Source organism: Novosphingobium mississippiense (assembly GCF_044029535.1).
GTDB lineage: Bacteria > Pseudomonadota > Alphaproteobacteria > Sphingomonadales > Sphingomonadaceae > Novosphingobium.
Genome location: NZ_CP147003.1, coordinates 373,183 through 390,403 on the forward strand (window position 1 = coordinate 373,183; position 17,221 = coordinate 390,403).

Consider the following 17,221-nt stretch of genomic DNA (forward strand, 5'->3'; position numbering starts at 1 on the left):
TGCGGAATTCGGGGTAGGCAAGGAAAATCCTCATGGAGGTGATGGAAGCATGGGCGCTTCAGTTTCGAGGAAGGGGTTTTCCGGCGCTTTCCGGCGTGAAGCGCAGCGCGAGTAGGCCGCAGAGACAGCCAGCGATCATGACGTAAGCGGGGACGAGGGGATTGCCCGTCACGTCGATGAGCCAGGAATTGAACGCTGGCGCAGTGCCTCCGAACAGTGAGGTTGCCAGGTTATAGGCCAGTGCAAAGCCCGCGAACCGTACCGGTGTCGGAAAGAAGGCCGGGAACGTCGCAGAGATCGTGGCGAGTTGCGGCACATAGAGCAGGCCGAGCAGGAGATAGCCGATCGCAGCTGCCGCCGTACCCAGCCCCATGAGATGGTAGAGCGGAACGACCAGCAAAATGAGGCCTAGCAGCGAGAAGCGCCACAGCGGCTTGCGGCCGATCCGATCCGACAGCGCCCCGGCGCAAGGCAGCAGCACCATCATGAAGACCATGCCGGCGATCGGCACCATCAGCGCGGTGTCGGTGGCAAGGCCCAGCCTGCGTTCGAGATAGGTCGGCATATAACTGAGCAGCGTGTAGTTCACGACGTTGAGCGCGATGACGAGACCGCTCATCGCCAGAAGCGGGCGGTGGTAATGGGACAGCAGGTAGCCGAGACCGCGACGCTGCCCCTGATCATCAGCCCTGTGCGCCTCCGCCTCTTGAAACAGCGGCGTTTCGGCCATCCGTGCACGCAAGTAGACGCCGACAAGGCCGAGGGGCCCTGCCAGCAGGAACGGCAATCGCCAGGCCCAATCTCGCATGGCATCGTCGCCAAGCATCAAGGAGAAGCCCAGCATCAGCAGGGCGCCGCCGCAGAAACCCGCCAGCGTGCCGACCTCGAGGAAACTGCCATAGAAGCCGCGCTTCTCGTCAGGGGCGTACTCCGCCATGAATATGGCGGCGCCGCCATATTCGCCGCCCGTCGAGAAACCCTGGATCATGCGCATCGCGATCAGCAGGGCCGGAGCCCAGGCGCCGATGGCGGCATAGGAGGGGATCAGGCCCACGCCCACTGTCGCCCCCGCCATGAGCAGGATCGTCAGTCCGAGCACTGCCTTGCGACCATAGCGATCCCCCAGCGGCCCCCAGAACAGGCCGCCCAGTGGGCGTACGAGGAAGGAGATCGCGAACGTGGCGAGCGCGAACAACGTCGCGTCGGCCGCCTCGCCGGGGAACAGCGCGGCCGAGATGTAGCTTACGCCATAGGCGTAGATGCCGTAGTCAAACCATTCGGTGGCATTGCCGATGGCGGAAGCGGCGATGGCCCGGCGCAGCGCGCGCGGCCCGGCACGTTCCATCGGAAGGTCCGGACTTCTGGCGGCAAGGTGGCTTATGGTCGGATTCAAGGCGTGCTCCCTGTTTTCGTTTCTTCCTCCGCACCGGAAGCCGCATCCGCGGCGATGGGATCGAGCGAAGCGGCCAGCGGCGAGGTGCGCGGCAGGCCGACGTAGTGTTCCTGAAGATGGGCGGGCACAGGTGCGGATCTGGCTTGTCTGAGCAGCGCGAACGAAAGTGCGGCACTGGCGCAGGCGGCGATGAACAGGAACAGGCCCGAAGCACCGGCCAGCGCCACGGCGACGGATCCCATCGCTGGGCCGATCGCCGCCCCAAGCGAATAGACAAGCACCAGGCCGCCGCTTGCCGCCACGCGCCTCTCCGGAACGAGGCGATCGTTGGTATGCGCCGCGCACAAGGGATAGAGGGCGAAGCTCAGCCCGCCGAACAGGGCACCAAGACCAAGCAGGAGCGAACCCGCGCTTGCGGTAAGGACGATCGTCAGCGCTGCGGCCAGGGTCCCCGCAAGAGCGAGCACAATCACCTTTCTGCGGTCCATGCGATCGGACAGCCAGCCGAGCGGCCATTGCAGCATCACCCCGCCCAGGATCACCATGCTCATGAAAAGCGTTGTAGCGGCCAGATCCATGCCCAGCCGGCGAGCGAACACCGCGCCAAGCGCGTAGAATGCGCCGAGCATCATGCCGGTCAGTCCGGCGCCCACCAGGCCGAGCGGCGATGTCTTGTAGAGTTGGCCAAAAGACAATGGCGTAAAATCGCCGCTATCGGGTGCGGCGATACGCGTCAGCAGCACCGGGATGGCCGCAAGGGAGATGAGGATCGACCCGATCAGAAGCGGCAATGCCGGATTGCCCGCGCCCAGGCGGATCAGGAATTGCCCCAGGGCTTGGCCGCCGTAGAGCAGGATCATGTAGCCTGCCAGAACCGCACCCCTGCGCTGCGGGTCAGCACGTTCGTTCAGCCAGCTTTCGACGCAGACATAGATGCCGGCAAGGCAAAGCCCGTCGATGAAGCGCAGCGCACCCCAGTAGAGCGCCTGGGTATAGAGGCCATAGGCCAGGGTATCCGCGCTCAGCAGCGCGACAAACGTGGCAAAGGCGCGGATGTGGCCGATCCGGTCGACCAGTGCCTGAACGCGCAGGGAGTCCAGGGCAAGCCCGCCGAAATAGGCGGTGCCGACCAGGCCAATAGCGAGTGCACCGCTTCCCGCCCGCTCCAGCCGCAATGCGACGAGCGTGTTGAGGAACCCGCCACCCGCCATCAGCAGGAAGATGGCAGCCAGCAGGCTGCGGACAGGGAGAATGGCCTGGAGCATGGAGATGGTACCCCCGTCGCTTGTCACGGCGACGGAGTCTTACCGGTCAGGCCGCGACGCGATCGGGAGCGGCACCGCTCTCGACAAGTTTCGCGTGCAGCGCCCGGATCGCATCCTCGAAGTCCGCCGCATCGACGATGAACTGGACATCGACATTGCGGATCTGGTGCTGGAGCGCGACAAGGCCGATACCCGCCCGATCCAGCGCGGCGATCGCACGCGGCACCAGCGCCGGTTCGGACAAGGCGCTGCCGATGACGGAGACCATCGCGACTTCCTGCGACGTCACTTGGGCACCGGGCCACTGCTTGCGCAGATCATCGACGATCTGCGCTGCCTGCCCGGCTGCGGTTCCGCTGAGGTAATGGGTAATCGTATTGGCGTTGGAGCTCTTGCTGACGATCCATGCACCATGGCGGGCAAGTGTTTCGAGGATGGCCGCGTCGTAACCCTTCTCCCCTACCATGTCCTGTTCGAAAAACTGCAGCGCCTGCACCGAGGCAAGACCGGTAACGATTTCCACGCGCGGTGCTTTCGAGATGTAGTCGCCCTCGATCAAGGTGCCCTCGTCATGCCGCTCGAACGTGTTGCGAACCCGCAGCGGAATACCCGACTGGCGCAGCCCCCGACCTGCGCGCGGATGGATGGCTTCCATCCCGAGATTGGCGAGTTGATCGGCGACATCGTAATTGGTGCGCCCGATCTTGCGCGCACGTTCCTGGCCCACAAGGCGGGGATCGGCGCTGGAGAGATGGAATTCCTTATGGATGATCGCTTCTCGCGCACCGGTCAGGACGGCGATGCGCGAAAAGGTCATCTCGGAATAGCCGCGCGCATAGCGGCGCACCATGCCGCCTGCGCAGCCCGCATAACCGGTGACGATCGGCATCTCGCGCGAAAGGTCGATGGAATTGAAAGCCGTGCGGATGCGTTCGTCCAGACTGACGAGATCGTCATGGTTCCAGACCGAGAGGTCTACGAAGACGGCATTCACTCCGCGGTCGCGCAATAGCAGCGCGGTCGAATGCGCGGCGTGAGCCTCGCCCAAACCGGCCAGCATTTCGCGAACCGTGCTCAACTGCTCGCGCAGGCAGAAATGGCCACGGCTGCGCAGACGATCAAGATCATCCAGACAGGCATCCAGCGTCGCGATCCGCCCCGCAACAAAGCGGTCGGCTTCCTCGCGACTTTCCAGACGGGCGAACATTTCCGCATTGCGTGCCCACATGGCGCCGAGCACGTCGGTTAGCGCAGTGCGCCATGCACCCGGCATTTCGTTGCGCACGAAATGTCCATGGACGCCCGGAGAGCCGTTTTTCTTGTTCTCCAAAAGCAGGTCAGTCATCCCGGCGTAGGCCGAAACCACGAAGATCCGGTTGTAGAGATCCTCGCCCTCGCGTCCCGCGATCAGCACGTTTTCGAATACGGCGGACGTTGCGCTCATGGACGTCCCCCCGATCTTCTCGACACTGGGCCGTTCGGTCATGCGCGGCCTCCTTTGAACGGCCAGCCGATCGCGGCGGGAACCGGTGTAATCGGGCGAATGCGACGCGTTGCGATGAACTCGGGGCGCGGGGCGGGTGCCGCGAAGGGGCTGGTAAGCCGGTTGCTTACGGCATTGTAGACAAGGAAGGCATTGGCGCGCGGGAACGGCGTGATGTTGCCGTTGGAGCCGTGCATCGTGTTGCAGTCGAACAATACCACCGTGCCAGGCTTGCCGACCGGAGCGACAATGCCATGACGATGTGCCAGTTCGGCCAGGCTCATCTCGTCGGGCACGCCGTATTCCTGGCGGCGCAGCGATTGACGGTAGTGATCGGGCGGGGTCTCGCCGACACAGGAAACGAACGTGCGGTGCGAACCGGGCACCACCATCAGCGGCCCGTTGTTCGGCGTGTTCTCGGCCAGCAGTACCGACATCGAGAGCGCGCGCATGGCCGGCATCCCGTCTTCGGCATGCCAGGTCTCGAAATCGGAATGCCAGTAGAATTCCTTGCCAGCGAAGCCCGGCTTGTAGTTGAGCCGTGACTGATGGAGATAGACGTCATCGTCGAGCAGGAAGCTGGCCACGCCCGCCAGCCGTTCGTCGGCGACCAGACGCGCCATTGCCGCGCTCTGCATATGGATGGCGAAGATGGAGCGGATTTCGCGGCTGCCCGGTTCGGTCACGACCGTCTCGTCCTTGAGGCCGGCCGGATCGGCCAAAAGGCGCCCGGTCTCCGCCTGCAAGAAGGCGATTTCCTCTTCCGAGAAAACATTTTCCAATACGAGAAAGCCGTCGCGGTCGAACTGGTCGATCTGCGCCGCGCTCAACGGCGCCTGCGGGTTCCAGGCCCGGCGCGCGACGGGTTCGTCGCGCGGTTGCAGCCTGGGTTCGTTTTCGCTGCGGGTAGGATAGAGATCCTGCATCGTGTTCCTGTCCCTCCCGTTTCAGTCCGCAAGCGCCGGATAGGCGCCGCTCTCGTCGTGGACCTCGCGGCCGGTGACAGGCGGATTGAAGGTGCAGGCGCACAGGATGTCTTCCGTCGGCCGCACGATATGGCGGTCATGGGCATTGAGCGCATACATGACGCCAGGTTTCAGCTCATGGGTAAGGCCGGTGCCCAGATCCTCGATCGTGCCGGTTCCCTGAAGTACGAGCACCGCTTCCAGATGGTTCTGGTAATGCATGTGCAGTTCCTCGCCGGCGAACATTGTGGTGACGTGGAAGGAGAAACCCATCCCGTCATCCTTGAGCAGCAGGCGGTCGCTGACCCAGCCCTTGCCTTCGACGTGACGGTCGGACTGGCGGATATCGCTGAGGTTGCGAACGATCATTCTTGAATTCCTTTTGCTGGGGGCTGCTCAGGCGGCGACGCCGAGGGGCATGCCGGGCCGATCGTCGGCGTTGTTTTTCAAAACCTGGGGGCAAGCGTCGGCGACGGACTTTTCCAGGATATCCAGCCCGGCATTGAGGACCGCATCGTCAATGACGAGGGGGGCAAGCACCTTGACGATTTCATCGTGGGCGCCGCTGGTCTCGATGATGAGCCCCTGAGCGAAGCAGGCCGAGGTGATCTTCCCGGCAATTTCGCCGCTACCTACGTCAATGCCTCGCATCATGCCCCGACCGCGTGTCGAAAGGCCGTGACGCAAGGCCATGCGTTCGAGGCGCCGTTCCAGAATGCCGCCACGTCGGGCGATATCGTCCGCGAAGGCAGGGTCTGCCCAAAATTCGCGAAGCGCGGCGGTTGCGGTGACGAACGCGTGGTTGTTGCCACGAAAAGTGCCGTTGTGCTCGCCCGGTGCCCACTGGTCGAGTTCAGGACGCATCAGCGTGAGCGCGAAAGGCAGCCCCATTCCCGAAAGCGACTTGGCAAGCGTGACGATGTCGGGCGTGAAGCCCATCCCATCGAAGCTGAAGAAGCTGCCGGTGCGGCCGCAGCCGGCCTGGATATCATCGACAATCAGCAGCGCGCCATGTTTGCGGGCAATCGCGGCAATGCGGCGCAGCCATTCGGGGGAAGCCGCATTGAGGCCACCTTCACCCTGAACCGTCTCGACCAGGAAGGCTGCCGGCGCATCAAGTCCGCTCGACGGATCGGACAAGCGCTGTTCGAGCAGGTCTGCGGTATCGACCTCTGGGCCATGGTAACCATCGAACGGTTCGTGGCTGACATGGCTGAGCGGAACGCCGGCGCCGCTACGCTTGCCGGCATTGCCGGTGCAGGCGAGCGCCCCCAGCGTCATGCCGTGGAAGCCATTGGTGAAGGCGATGACCATCTCGCGCCCGGTGACCTTGCGGGCCAGCTTGATCGCCGCTTCGACAGCGTTGGTTCCGGTCGGACCAGTGAACATCGCGCGGTAATCAAGTCCGCGCGGCTCAAGGATAACCTCCTCGAAAGTGCGCAGGAAACGGGCCTTGGCTTCCGTATGCAGATCGAGAGAGTGGGTCACCCCGTCGCGCGCGATGTAATCGATCAGCGCCTTCTTGAGTACCGGGTGGTTGTGGCCGTAATTCAGCGAAGCGCAGCCCGACAGAAAGTCGAGGTACCGCCCGCCCTTGCTGTCATGCAGCCAGACGCCTTCGGCGCGGCCGAACTGGCGGGGCATTGCGCGCGAATAGCTGCGGACCTGCGATTCTCGGCGGTCATAAATGCTGGTGTCCGGCGCATGGGCGCTCGGCGTGGGAAGCGTCGTCATCTGGAGGAAACCCCCTCTTTGATTGGTAAGAACGTTCAGTTGGAACGTGCGAATGCGAGCGGCGCGATGGAAGCCTGCCATTCGGTGTCGTGCGCTCCGGCGAAGTGCCTCTCGCGATCGAAGCGCAGGGTGCGGGTCAGTGTGGCACCCCGGCGCCGCGCAAATGCCCCGAAGAGAGCCCAGGAAGCCTTGTTGGCATCGGTGATGGTGGTGGTGAGTTCGCGCACGGCGCGTAATGCGGGGCGTTCAATCAGCGCATCGAGCATTCGCCCGCCCAGACCCTGGCCGCGCGCTTCTGCTGCGACCGCGACCTGCCAGACGAAAAGCCGGTCAGGATGCGAAGGTGGCCGATAAGCGGAGATCCAGCCGACAAGGCGGCCATCACTCTCAGCGACCACACAGGTCTCGGCAAAATCGCTGCACTGGAGGAGATTGCAGTACGCTGAATTGGCATCGAGCGGCGGCGACGCGGCAATCAGCGCAGACACCGCCGGACCATCTTCCGCATGGGGTTCGCGTAACACGATCGCGGCACTGGCATTGAGCATGGCTGCGCTGGCGTTATCGTCGGTGACGCACGCACTGATCTGGCTCGCGGAATCGTTCCGCGAGCGGACTTCTTTCACATCATCATCAAATATTACTTCACCCTCCGAAGCACGTTCGCGTGCTTGGCTGTTGCCATGTCATCTGTGGTTCTCGTGCATTACCATAGGCATTGCGAGGAGATGCGCAACGGGGCGGAGTCAAAAAGTGCCGTTCGGCACGGCCATTGAACTGTAATTCATTCGACTATCGAAGTATCTTCAGGCTTGGCGCAAACCCGCAGGAAAGCTAGCTGTCAGCCATGGAAATCGATCTCACGCCGGCAGCGCTTTTGGCCTTGCGAAAAATTCTTGACGCTGCCGAACTGGAGAACCGTAAAATGGCGGCCGCGACCGGACTTACCTCGTCGCAGGCACTGGTCTTGCGGCAAATCGGCGCCCACGAAACGATCAATCCGAGCACGATTGCCAGCGCGTTGGGATTTAGTCAGGCGACGATCACCAACATCGTCGACCGCCTGGTCGCAGCACAATTGGTAACACGCACCCGCGGCCTGGCCGACAAGCGGCAGGTCATGCTGCAGGTCACCGAACTGGGCCGTGAAAAGCTGAGGGCCTCGCCATTCCCGCTGCAGATGCGTTTCAGCCAAGGGTTTACCGGCCTTGCCTCATGGGAGCAGGCGATGATCCTGGCCGCGCTCGAGCGACTGGATTCGTTGCTGACGCCGGAAGTTCCGGGGCCCGCCTGAACTCGTTTTCCCTCGAACCTGTGCGCTCGCGCGCTTGCCGGGGCGGCGCGGCATTGTAACCTTCACGGGGTGGACTTGGAGCCAGTGACGCCCCATGAGGCGTGAACCGCCACTCCCCCACGGTCGAAGCTCGAGTTCCCAACCTGCGATGTCTCCTCAATACCTTCAGCTTCGCCGTTTGCGCATCATCTTTCGTCGGCACGGCCCCGAAGCTTTGGTCTGGCGGCGCCGTATTGCCATCGTTGGGGGTGCCATCCTCATCGGACTCATTGCGCTTCTGTTCGCTGAACTGGCCGATTGGGGGAATGCGAAGTTTCGGGCACTCTATGCTCATTGGTGGTGGGCGCCGCTGCTGATCACGCCGTTGGGATTTGCCGCAATCGTCTGGCTGACGAACCGGTTCGCGCCTGTCGCCAAAGGCTCCGGAATTCCCCAGGTCATGGCAGCGACCAAGAATCCCGAAGCGGCGCTTTCGACGCTCGTTTCGCTGCGTGCGGCCATCGCAAAGTTCGTCCTCACGATCGGCGCCCTGTTGATTGGCGCATCGGTCGGCAGAGAAGGGCCAACTGTCCAGATCGCCGCTGCCGTGATGGGGCGCATACACAAGATTTTCCGGATTCCGCTAAGATCATCGGTCTACATCGCTGGGGGCGCGGCAGGCGTTGCAGCGGCGTTCAATACACCCCTGGCAGGAGTAGCCTTCGCGATCGAGGAACTGGCGGCAGCATATGAGCAGCGCATGACCTTGCTGGTCATGGCTGCGGTCCTGATTGCCGGCATGGTCAGTCTCGGCGTCGCTGGCGATTACATCTATTTTGGCGCCATGCGCCAGACACTGGGCTTGTCGCAGGCCATCATCGCGACACCGATAGCCGGCATTGTCGGGGGGCTGGCAGGTGGGTTGTTTTCACGTTTGATGCTGGATGCAGGTACGATCCAGTGGCAACCATTCGCAAGGCTTCGGGACCGGCCACTACTGTTTGCCGGCGCCTGCGGTGTTGTGGTTGCCGTGCTCGGTAGTTTCAGTGGCCTTACCTGGGGCACAGGATACGATACGGCCAACAGCATCATAAGCGGGGGCAGCGTACCCGCCTGGTTCGGTGCCGCGAAGTTTGTATCGACGCTTGCGACCGCGATTTCCGGTATTCCGGGAGGCATTTTCGCGCCCTCGCTTTCAATCGGCGCTGGGATCGGTGATTTGCTCCGCAGTATCCTGCCGGGTTATCCTCCCGGTGCAGTGGTGTTGCTTGGCATGGTTGCCTACTTTACCGGGGTCGTGCGCGCTCCGCTGACCGCCGTGATCATCATCTCCGAGACCACCGCAAGCAGGGGGCTGATGATGCCCCTTCTGGCCGCGGCAGTCGTAGGAGAATTTTCCGCGCAGTTTATCTGCAAGGAAAAGCTCTATCACGGTCTGTCGCGCCGATTTCTGCCAGCAGAGAAGCCTTCGAGTGTCTAGCAAGGGCAAGCCGGCCGCCTGGTCGGTGCGAATGGACCGATTGTGCGGACAATCTCAGGTTTGCCGGACAGCGACGTGCGGCTAGGGCTATATCCCAACCGCGCTCAAAGGTCGTGATTCTTGCGCCAGGCACGCCCTGCAGGCCTCAGCGCGACGGCCAAAAGGCTCGAATAGAATAGTATCATCTTCAGAAATTCGCTGTGACTGGCGATAGTCAGTGCTGCGACCAGGCAGACTGTCATCATCACGGGCACGCCGAATTCGGGGTGATGCGCCCATTTGAAAGCGGTCCAGCCAAGCCACGCAAGGATTATTGCCGCAATCAGACTGCCGCCGACCATCCACATTGCGTCGGCAAAAACTTGGAGCAAGGCCATTGCCTCTTCCTCCTGGTTTAACTCCGTATGCTCCCAATCGAAACAGCAGGATAGGCTATGTGATCGCTTGGTTCAAGGCGTGCGAGTCACGCTTTGGCGCACCTCTTTGGCAGTCAAAGTGCCCGCTTCATGCTGCCCACCCACTGCTTCTGTAGAGCGTGTAGGCTGCTACGATCAAGATCAGCGCTGAAAACACTACCGTGAGCGCACCGCTGCCCGAGAGCCTCCGGGCGAGCACGGTGCCGCCGAGGCCGCCAAGCAAGCCGCCGGCGATGAACACGGCCGCGAGCGGCCAGTCGACAAGCCCGGACAAAGCATAGTTGAAAGCTGTCGTCAGCCCGAACGCCGTCACCGCGACAAGACTTGTGCCCACGGCATTGATCATCGGCATACGGGTGGAGGCCACCAGTCCCGGCACGATCAGAAAGCCGCCGCCGATCCCGAAGAAGCCTGAAAAGGCACCGGTTCCGAGCCCGAAAGCCAGAACTTTGGGTGCGTTATCGCGGTTGCACTGGGCCCCCGGAACGCCGGGATTGCCGCGGCCGCGAAGCATCAGCACGCCGACGACCACCATCAGCAACGCAAAGGCAAACAGCAGCTTCTGGCCGTCGATTGCCTTTCCCAATGTCGAGCCGGCAAAGGCGCCCGCCACGCCAGCCACTGCATAGATCCCGCCGCAACGCCACTTGACGGTGCCAGCCCGGGCATGTTGCAGCAGACCGCTGGCGGCATTGGCCGCCACGGCCAGCGCGCTGGTGCCGATCGCCACGTGCGGACTGGGCACGCCGACAAGGTAGACCATCAGCGGGACGGCAAGGATCGAGCCGCCCCCGCCGACCAGGCCCAGCGTGAATCCGACCAGCGCGCCCGACACCATTCCAAGCGCAAGATGAAGCATGTCCCACATGGCAGGCTCCCCCTGCTACTGGAGAGGCACCGGCTGCACGAGCCATTCGCGGCCCTTGAGCATGCCGTGCCAGTAGATTGCCGGAAGCGCATCCGCCTTGAGATGCCAGGCCAGGCGCGAGGGGCGCTTGCCCTCGATCAACCAGGTCGGCAGGGTTGGTGCGAGTTTGCCGCCATAGGCGAATTCGGCCAGGACGATGTGCCCGCGATCAACCGTAAGCGGGCACGAACCATAGCCATCATATCCGGCAATCGGCGACTTGCCGTCGAGTACGGCGAGAGCATTGACCGCCACGACTGGCGCCTGCTTGCGCGCAGCTGCAGCCGTCTTGGCATTGCCGGTATTGCAGCCGTCACCGAGCGCGAAGATGTCGGGATAGCGTGCATGACGCAGGGTCGCCGGATCGACTTCGGCGTAGCCGCTTGCATCCGCCAGCGGACTGGCTGCCACCACCGCATTTGCGGCCTGCGGAGGCACGGCATGGAGCATGTCGAAGCGGCGCGTTACCTCGCCATCCGCGGTGCGGAACGTCGCTTCCCGCGCTGGCCCGTCGACCGCGACGAGGTTGGACCCGAAGCGCAGTCCGATGCCGTAACCTTCCACCGCTTGCATCAACGCAGGCACATAATCGGCAACGCCGAACAACGCGGTACCGGCATTGTGAAATTCCACCTCGATACCATCCAGCACGCCGCGACGCCGCCACTCGCTACACGAAAGATACATCGCCTTCTGCGGTGCGCCCGCGCACTTGATCGGCATCGGCGGCTGGCTGAACAGGGCGCGCCCGCCGCGCATATCTTGCACCAGCTTCCAGGTATAAGGTGCCAGATCGTAACGGTAATTGGACGTGACCCCGAACTGGCCGAGCGCGGCTTCAAGGCCCTCTACCGCATCCCAGGCCAGTCGATTGCCCATGGCGACGATCAGCACGTCATAGGTCAATCGCGCGCCGTCATCGAGCAGGATCGCCTTTCTGTCGGGATCGAAACCGATGCAGCCCGCCTGCACCCATTGCGCCCCGTGCGGAATGATCTTGCCGGTCGGCCGGACGGTATCGCGCTGCTTGAACACGCCGCCGCCCACCATCGTCCATCCGGGCTGATAGTAGTGGACATCGCGCGGTTCCACCACGGCGATATCGAGCCCCTTCCGCCTCTTGAGCAACGAGGCGGCAGTAGCGATTCCTGCCGATCCGCCACCGACGATAACTATGCGGTGATGCCGCTCATGCCGCGCGTCCAGCGCCAGCCGCGCGGCCTGCTCCGATCGGTTGCCGGTACGGCACCAGGCCAGCACAGGCCCCGGCATTTCGGCAAGCGCGCGGGCGAAGGCCTCTGCCTGATCGGCAGCACTCACCTGTCCACCGATCGGCAGATGGCGTGCAGCGAGACCGGCCCGCCCGGCGGCGGCTGCAAGCTCGGCCCACATTTGTTGGCCATTTTCCTCGCCATCGGGCCGATTGCCGATGACCGAACGGAAACCCAACGCAGCGATGCGTGCCATGTCCTCGGCCCTGGGCTGCTCGCAGACGGAGATGTCGGGCGACAGTTTGCGGATCTGCATGGGACTTTTTCCTTGACGTAGAAACGGCGCTTCAGGGCCGGTCGAACAGGCGCAGCGCGATCATGCCGAGCACCATGGCGGCCACGAATACGGCGGCAGGGAGTGGGTTCAGCGCCAGCGAGGCGAGCGCGGGTCCGGGGCAAAGGCCGCCAAGCCCCCAGCCAGTCCCGAACAGCGCGGCTCCGCCGACCAGTCGGACATCGATCAGGCGCGTGCCCGGCAATTCGAAGCGTTCGGCCGCCATCGGCTTCAGCATGCGCCGCTGCAGCGCCCAGGCTAGCGCCATCACGGCTAGTGCACCGCCCATGACAAATGCGAGCGTCGGGTCCCAGGCTGCGAAGATATCGAGGAACCCGCGCACACGCGACGGGTCCATCATCCCGGAAAGCGCCAGTCCGGCGCCGAACATCGTTCCTGAAAGCAGCGCGAGAAGCGGTCGTACCGTCACCAGCCTGCTCCTGCCGCATTGACCAGCGCAACCGTTGCCATGCCGCTGGCCATGAACGTCGCCGTGGCGACCAGCGAGCGCGGCGAAAGGCGCGACATGCCGCAAACCCCGTGGCCGCTTGTGCAACCGCTACCCAACTTTGTTCCGATACCGGTGATCAGCCCTGCCACCGCCAGAACCGCCAGAGAGGGCGCAAAACGCGCGGGGATCGGACCGGCAAGGACCGAAAGCAGCAAGGCGCCCAGCGGCAATCCGGCGATGAATAGTGCAGCAATCGTCCAGGGCGCGCCGCCGCTGAGACCCAGCGTCCGGCCAAGCAGGCCGCTGACCCCGGCGATCCGTCCATTGCCGAGTAACATTATCGCGGCGGCAAGGCCGATCAGAGCGCCCCCCGCAAGGCCGCGAAGCGGCTCCGCATGCGGGAAAAGTCCGGAAAACGAAGACAACATGGCACTTCTCCCAATCAGCCCCCGTTCGATGTCAGACCGCGTTGACCGGCAGCTTGAGATACGTGATCCCGTTCTCGTCCGGCGCCGGAAAGTGACCGCCTCGCATATTGACCTGCACCGAGGGGAGGATCAGCGTCGGCATTGAAAGCGTGGCGTCGCGTGCATTGCGCATTGAGACGAAAGCCTCCTGCGGAACCCCGTCGTGAACGTGGACATTGCTATCCCGCTGGGCTTCAACGGTGGTTTCCCAGGCATAGACGTCACGCCCCGGGGCCTTGTAGTCGTGACACAGGAACAACCGCGTCTTGGAGGGAAGCGACAGCAGGCGCCGGATCGAGCGGTAGAGTTGGACGGCGTCGCCACCGGGAAAATCGGCTCGGGCGGTGCCATAGTCCGGCATGAACAGCGTATCGCCGACGAACACGGCATCGCCGATCACATAGGCCATGTCCGCGGGGGTATGGCCCGGAACGTGGAGCGCGATCGCTTCCAGTCCGCCGATCCGAAACGGCTCGCCATCGACGAAGAGATGGTCGAACTGTGAACCGTCGCGCGCGAAGTCGGTGCCGGCGTTGAACAACGTGCCGAAAACCTGCTGCACGCGCACGATCTGCGCACCGATTGCGATCCGACCGCCGAGCCGTTCCTGCAGATAGGGAGCGGCCGAGATATGGTCGGCATGGGCATGCGTTTCCAGCAGCCACGATACTTTCAGATTATTAGAAGTAACATAGTCGATCACGCGCGCGGCCGACGCATGCCGGGTACGACCCGATGACGCATCGAAATCCAGTACGGAATCTATCACCGCCGCCTCGCGGGTTGCGGCATCATGGACCACATACGTCACGGTATTCGTTGATTCGTCGAAGAATGCAGCGATCTCGGCAGAAATGCCATCGCCGCGCCTCGCGGCCTCGACAAGCATACGGGCATCCGCCAGCGCGGCATCGGCAGGGACGGACTCGGTCACGACTCACCTCCTTAATTGCCGATTTATGTAAATATGAATGTTTCTTGCGTCAAGCCGCGCGGCCAGATACGTTGAAAGCATGGACGATCTCGATACCGCCCCCACAGCCGCGTCGCGCAGCAGCGGCGCATCTCTTCGCATTGGCGACAGGGCTCCGAACTTTCACGCCCGCTCCACCACGGGGCCGGTCGAAATGGCTGCTTATGCGGGTCGCTGGCTGGTGTTCTTCTCGCACCCGGCCGACTTCACGCCGGTCTGCACGTCGGAATTCGTTGCCTTCGCCAAGGCGTCCGAAAGCTTTGCGATGCTGGACTGCGACTTGCTCGCGCTCTCGGTAGATAGCCTTTATTCGCACTTTGCGTGGGTGCGCGCGATTCGCGACCGGTTCGACGTCGAAGTCCGCTTTCCGATTGTCGAGGACCCCACCCTTGTCGTCGGCCAGGCTTACGGCATGGTCGCGCCTGACGCACATGATGCCGGTGCCGTGCGCAGCGTCTTCGTGATCGATCCAAAACAGGTCGTGCGCGCGATCGTCACCTACCCCGTGGAAATCGGACGTTCGATCGAGGAGATCCTGCGCCTTGTTGCCGCCCTGCAGGCCGCTGACGCGGCAAGCGGCTTCCCGCCCGAAGGCTGGCACCCCGGGCAGCCTCTCCTCCAACGCCCCACCCCCACGCTCGACAGCGTCTTTTCGGCCGACGAACCAACCAGCTGGTTCCTGGATGAGATGCCGCAATGACTCCGGGTGCGCAGGAACAGGCTCCGATCGAGCTGCTCAAGGCCATCGCCCATCCACTGCGCTATGCAATCCTCGGTTGCCTGGGCGAAAGCGAATGCAATGTCGGCGAGATCGAGACCAGGACCGGCATCACCCAGCCGGCGCTGTCTCAGCAGCTTTCGGTGCTGCGACAGGCCGGCCTGGTCGCAACGCGGCGAGAGGCTCGCCTGGTGTTCTATGCCGTCGATCAGGGGGCACTGGATGCGCTTTGCGCTAGCCTCAAGTTCCTGCTGATGCCCGAGCCGTATGAGCAAGGGCGAGGCGGGCGAACGCGGCCATCACGCGACAATTTGACCGGAGCCGCTGCGTTTGCACGTCTGGGCTAACAGATATCAATGCCGCTGGGCCGGGCGACGATTAGCTGGAAGAAGTTAGGGCTATTGCGCAATGGTCCGTAGCCGCATCGACAGGAATTCCAGCTTCCTTACGCTCCGAATATCGATCCACAAGTTGCACCGCATGCGGGCGCATCAGCACCGTGAACCGGACCAGTTCCTCCATCACGTCAACGATCCGGTCGTAATAGCTTGATGGCCGCATACGCCCGTCCTCATCGAACTCCTTGTAGGCCATAGCCACCGAGGACTGGTTGGGGATCGTGAACATCCGCATCCAGCGGCCGAGCAGGCGCAGCGAATTGACGGCGTTGAACGATTGCGACCCGCCGGACACCTGCATGACGGCAAGCGTGCGCCCTTGGGTGGGGCGAAGACCGCGCATCTGGAGCGGAAGATGGTCGATCTGCGTTTTCATGATCCCGCTGATCTGGCCGTGCCGCTCGGGGCTGCACCACACCATGCCTTCCGACCACAGCGCATGCTCGCGCAGTTCGTGGACGGCCGGGTGATCGTCGCCAGCGATCTGATCGGGCAGCGGCAGATCGCTTGGGTCGAAGATGCGGGTCTCGGCACCGAAATAGCGCAGGATGCGCGCGGCTTCCTCAACGGCGAGGCGCGAGAACGATCGCTCCCTTAGCGAACCGTAGAGCAGGAGGATGCGGGGCGGTGGTTGATCGGCACCAAGGCCGATTGCCGGGTGCTCAAATGCAAAGGCCTTGTCGAGAGCCGGGAGGTGATCGGGAGCGGTAAGTTCGCGCAGTCTCATGCTGGAATGCCTTTCTCGTACCAGGGCCGGGTCCGCTTCACCAAGGCGACAATCGACAGCATCACCGGGACTTCGACCAGCACGCCCACGACCGTTGCCAGCGCGGCGCCGGAACTGAGGCCAAAGAGGCTGATGGCGGCGGCCACAGCCAGTTCGAAGAAGTTGGAAGCGCCGATTAGCGCTGACGGACCGGCCACGCACCAGGCGACGCCGAAGCGGCGGCTGAGCCAGTAGGCGATGCCCGCATTGAGGTAGACCTGAAACAGGATCGGCACGGCAATTAGCGCGATGATGAGTGGTTGCCGAATGATCTGCTCCCCCTGGAAGCCGAACAGCAGCACCAGCGTCAGCAGCAGGCTCGATAGGCTGATCGGACCGATGGTGGACAGGAAATGCTGAAGCCGGTTCTCACCGTCACGAAGCAGTACGCGGCGGAGCAGTTGCGAGATCACCACCGGCACGACGATGTAGAGGCCTACCGATAGCGCCAGCGTGTTCCACGGCACCGTGATCGAGGCCACACCTAGCAACAGCCCGACGAGCGGCGCGAAGGCAAAGACCATGATCAGGTCGTTCAGCGCCACTTGGCTCAAGGTGTAGTTCGGCTCGCCCTCGACAAGGTTGGACCAGACGAAGACCATCGCCGTGCAAGGCGCAGCCGCCAGCAGGATCAGGCCTGCGATGTACGAAGACGACGCTCCTGAGGGCAGCAGCGGGGCGAACAGATAGCCGAGGAAAAGCGTGCCCAGCAGCGCCATCGAGAAGGGCTTGATAGCCCAGTTCACCACCAACGTGACGCCGATGCCCCGCCAGTGCTGGCGCAGGCTGTGCAGTGCCCCGAAATCTACCCGCAACAGCATCGGGATGATCATCAGCCAGATCAGCACGGCCACCACCAGGTTGACGTTGGCGACCTCAAGCGCGGCAGTCGCCTCGAATGCGCCGGGCATCATGTGGCCCAGCCCAATGCCGATGACGATGCAAAGCGCAACCCATAGCGAAAGATAGCGTTCGAACAGCGACATG

Annotated in this window: 19 protein-coding genes; 4 read left to right on the top strand and 15 right to left on the bottom strand. The window is 63.2% G+C overall.

Going from position 1 to position 17,221, the window contains the following annotated elements:
• Positions 1 to 58: 58 nt before the first annotated feature.
• The 7 genes from WBP06_RS20215 to ectA are packed head-to-tail and all read right to left on the bottom strand — an operon-like array spanning position 59 to position 7,364.
• The gene (locus tag WBP06_RS20215) at positions 59 to 1,345 is read right to left on the bottom strand and encodes an MFS transporter (protein WP_395337535.1); all 1,287 of its coding nucleotides are present in this window, start codon (positions 1,343 to 1,345) and stop codon (positions 59 to 61) included.
• 44 nt (positions 1,346 to 1,389) lie between these two features.
• On the bottom strand, positions 1,390 to 2,658 hold the full coding sequence (locus WBP06_RS20220) for an MFS transporter (protein ID WP_395336623.1): 1,269 nt from the start codon (positions 2,656 to 2,658) through the stop codon (positions 1,390 to 1,392).
• Between the two features lie 46 nt (positions 2,659 to 2,704).
• Positions 2,705 to 4,144 carry an aspartate kinase gene (locus WBP06_RS20225; RefSeq protein WP_395336626.1) on the bottom strand — a complete coding sequence of 480 codons (1,440 nt, stop codon included), beginning with the start codon at positions 4,142 to 4,144 and terminating at the stop codon, positions 2,705 to 2,707.
• Positions 4,141 to 5,067 (bottom strand): ectoine hydroxylase, encoded by a 927-nt coding sequence (thpD, locus tag WBP06_RS20230; RefSeq protein WP_395336628.1) that lies wholly within the window; start codon positions 5,065 to 5,067, stop codon positions 4,141 to 4,143. The genes WBP06_RS20225 and thpD overlap by 4 nt, the downstream gene beginning before the upstream one ends.
• 21 nt (positions 5,068 to 5,088) lie before the next feature.
• Positions 5,089 to 5,475, bottom strand: a complete 387-nt coding sequence (locus WBP06_RS20235; RefSeq protein ID WP_395336630.1) for an ectoine synthase — start codon at positions 5,473 to 5,475, stop codon at positions 5,089 to 5,091.
• Between the two features lie 27 nt (positions 5,476 to 5,502).
• A complete protein-coding gene (gene ectB / locus WBP06_RS20240) occupies positions 5,503 to 6,840 on the bottom strand; it encodes a diaminobutyrate--2-oxoglutarate transaminase (protein WP_395336632.1) in 1,338 nt (445 codons plus the stop codon).
• A 35-nt stretch (positions 6,841 to 6,875) separates the two neighbouring features.
• A complete protein-coding gene (gene ectA, locus WBP06_RS20245) occupies positions 6,876 to 7,364 on the bottom strand; it encodes a diaminobutyrate acetyltransferase (RefSeq protein WP_395337536.1) in 489 nt (162 codons plus the stop codon).
• Positions 7,365 to 7,687: 323 nt separating this feature from the next.
• Between ectA and WBP06_RS20250 the strand changes: the two genes are divergently transcribed.
• Positions 7,688 to 8,134 carry a MarR family winged helix-turn-helix transcriptional regulator gene (locus WBP06_RS20250; protein WP_395336634.1) on the top strand — a complete coding sequence of 149 codons (447 nt, stop codon included), beginning with the start codon at positions 7,688 to 7,690 and terminating at the stop codon, positions 8,132 to 8,134.
• Between the two features lie 148 nt (positions 8,135 to 8,282).
• On the top strand, positions 8,283 to 9,593 hold the full coding sequence (locus WBP06_RS20255) for a chloride channel protein (RefSeq protein ID WP_395336636.1): 1,311 nt from the start codon (positions 8,283 to 8,285) through the stop codon (positions 9,591 to 9,593).
• A 104-nt stretch (positions 9,594 to 9,697) separates the two neighbouring features.
• On the opposite strand, the gene WBP06_RS20260 is transcribed toward WBP06_RS20255, so the two are convergent.
• The 6 genes from WBP06_RS20260 to WBP06_RS20285 all read right to left on the bottom strand — a co-directional run bounded on the left by WBP06_RS20260 (position 9,698) and on the right by WBP06_RS20285 (position 14,268).
• Positions 9,698 to 9,970, bottom strand: coding sequence for a hypothetical protein (locus WBP06_RS20260; protein ID WP_395336638.1), 273 nt, complete (start codon positions 9,968 to 9,970; stop codon positions 9,698 to 9,700).
• Positions 9,971 to 10,097: 127 nt separating this feature from the next.
• Positions 10,098 to 10,877 carry a sulfite exporter TauE/SafE family protein gene (locus tag WBP06_RS20265; protein WP_395336640.1) on the bottom strand — a complete coding sequence of 260 codons (780 nt, stop codon included), beginning with the start codon at positions 10,875 to 10,877 and terminating at the stop codon, positions 10,098 to 10,100.
• Between the two features lie 15 nt (positions 10,878 to 10,892).
• Positions 10,893 to 12,443: a TIGR01244 family sulfur transferase gene (locus WBP06_RS20270; RefSeq protein WP_395336642.1), complete on the bottom strand. Its 1,551-nt coding sequence runs from the start codon at positions 12,441 to 12,443 to the stop codon at positions 10,893 to 10,895.
• Between the two features lie 31 nt (positions 12,444 to 12,474).
• On the bottom strand, positions 12,475 to 12,894 hold the full coding sequence (locus WBP06_RS20275; protein WP_395337537.1) for a DUF6691 family protein: 420 nt from the start codon (positions 12,892 to 12,894) through the stop codon (positions 12,475 to 12,477).
• Positions 12,888 to 13,340 (bottom strand): YeeE/YedE family protein, encoded by a 453-nt coding sequence (locus WBP06_RS20280; RefSeq protein ID WP_395336644.1) that lies wholly within the window; start codon positions 13,338 to 13,340, stop codon positions 12,888 to 12,890. The genes WBP06_RS20275 and WBP06_RS20280 overlap by 7 nt, the downstream gene beginning before the upstream one ends.
• Positions 13,341 to 13,371: 31 nt before the next feature.
• Positions 13,372 to 14,268, bottom strand: coding sequence for an MBL fold metallo-hydrolase (locus tag WBP06_RS20285; RefSeq protein WP_395337538.1), 897 nt, complete (start codon positions 14,266 to 14,268; stop codon positions 13,372 to 13,374).
• 124 nt (positions 14,269 to 14,392) lie between these two features.
• Between WBP06_RS20285 and WBP06_RS20290 the strand changes: the two genes are divergently transcribed.
• Together WBP06_RS20290 and WBP06_RS20295 are read left to right on the top strand one after the other, a co-directional pair.
• Positions 14,393 to 15,052: a peroxiredoxin gene (locus WBP06_RS20290; protein ID WP_395336646.1), complete on the top strand. Its 660-nt coding sequence runs from the start codon at positions 14,393 to 14,395 to the stop codon at positions 15,050 to 15,052.
• Positions 15,049 to 15,417 (top strand): ArsR/SmtB family transcription factor, encoded by a 369-nt coding sequence (locus tag WBP06_RS20295; protein WP_395336649.1) that lies wholly within the window; start codon positions 15,049 to 15,051, stop codon positions 15,415 to 15,417. The genes WBP06_RS20290 and WBP06_RS20295 overlap by 4 nt, the downstream gene beginning before the upstream one ends.
• Positions 15,418 to 15,448: 31 nt before the next feature.
• Here WBP06_RS20295 and arsH read toward each other — a convergent pair whose 3' ends face one another.
• Positions 15,449 to 16,195, bottom strand: a complete 747-nt coding sequence (gene arsH / locus WBP06_RS20300) for an arsenical resistance protein ArsH (protein WP_395336651.1) — start codon at positions 16,193 to 16,195, stop codon at positions 15,449 to 15,451.
• Positions 16,192 to 17,220, bottom strand: a complete 1,029-nt coding sequence (gene arsB / locus WBP06_RS20305; protein WP_395337540.1) for an ACR3 family arsenite efflux transporter — start codon at positions 17,218 to 17,220, stop codon at positions 16,192 to 16,194. Before arsB ends, arsH begins: the two co-directional genes overlap by 4 nt.
• Position 17,221: the final 1 nt, after the last annotated feature.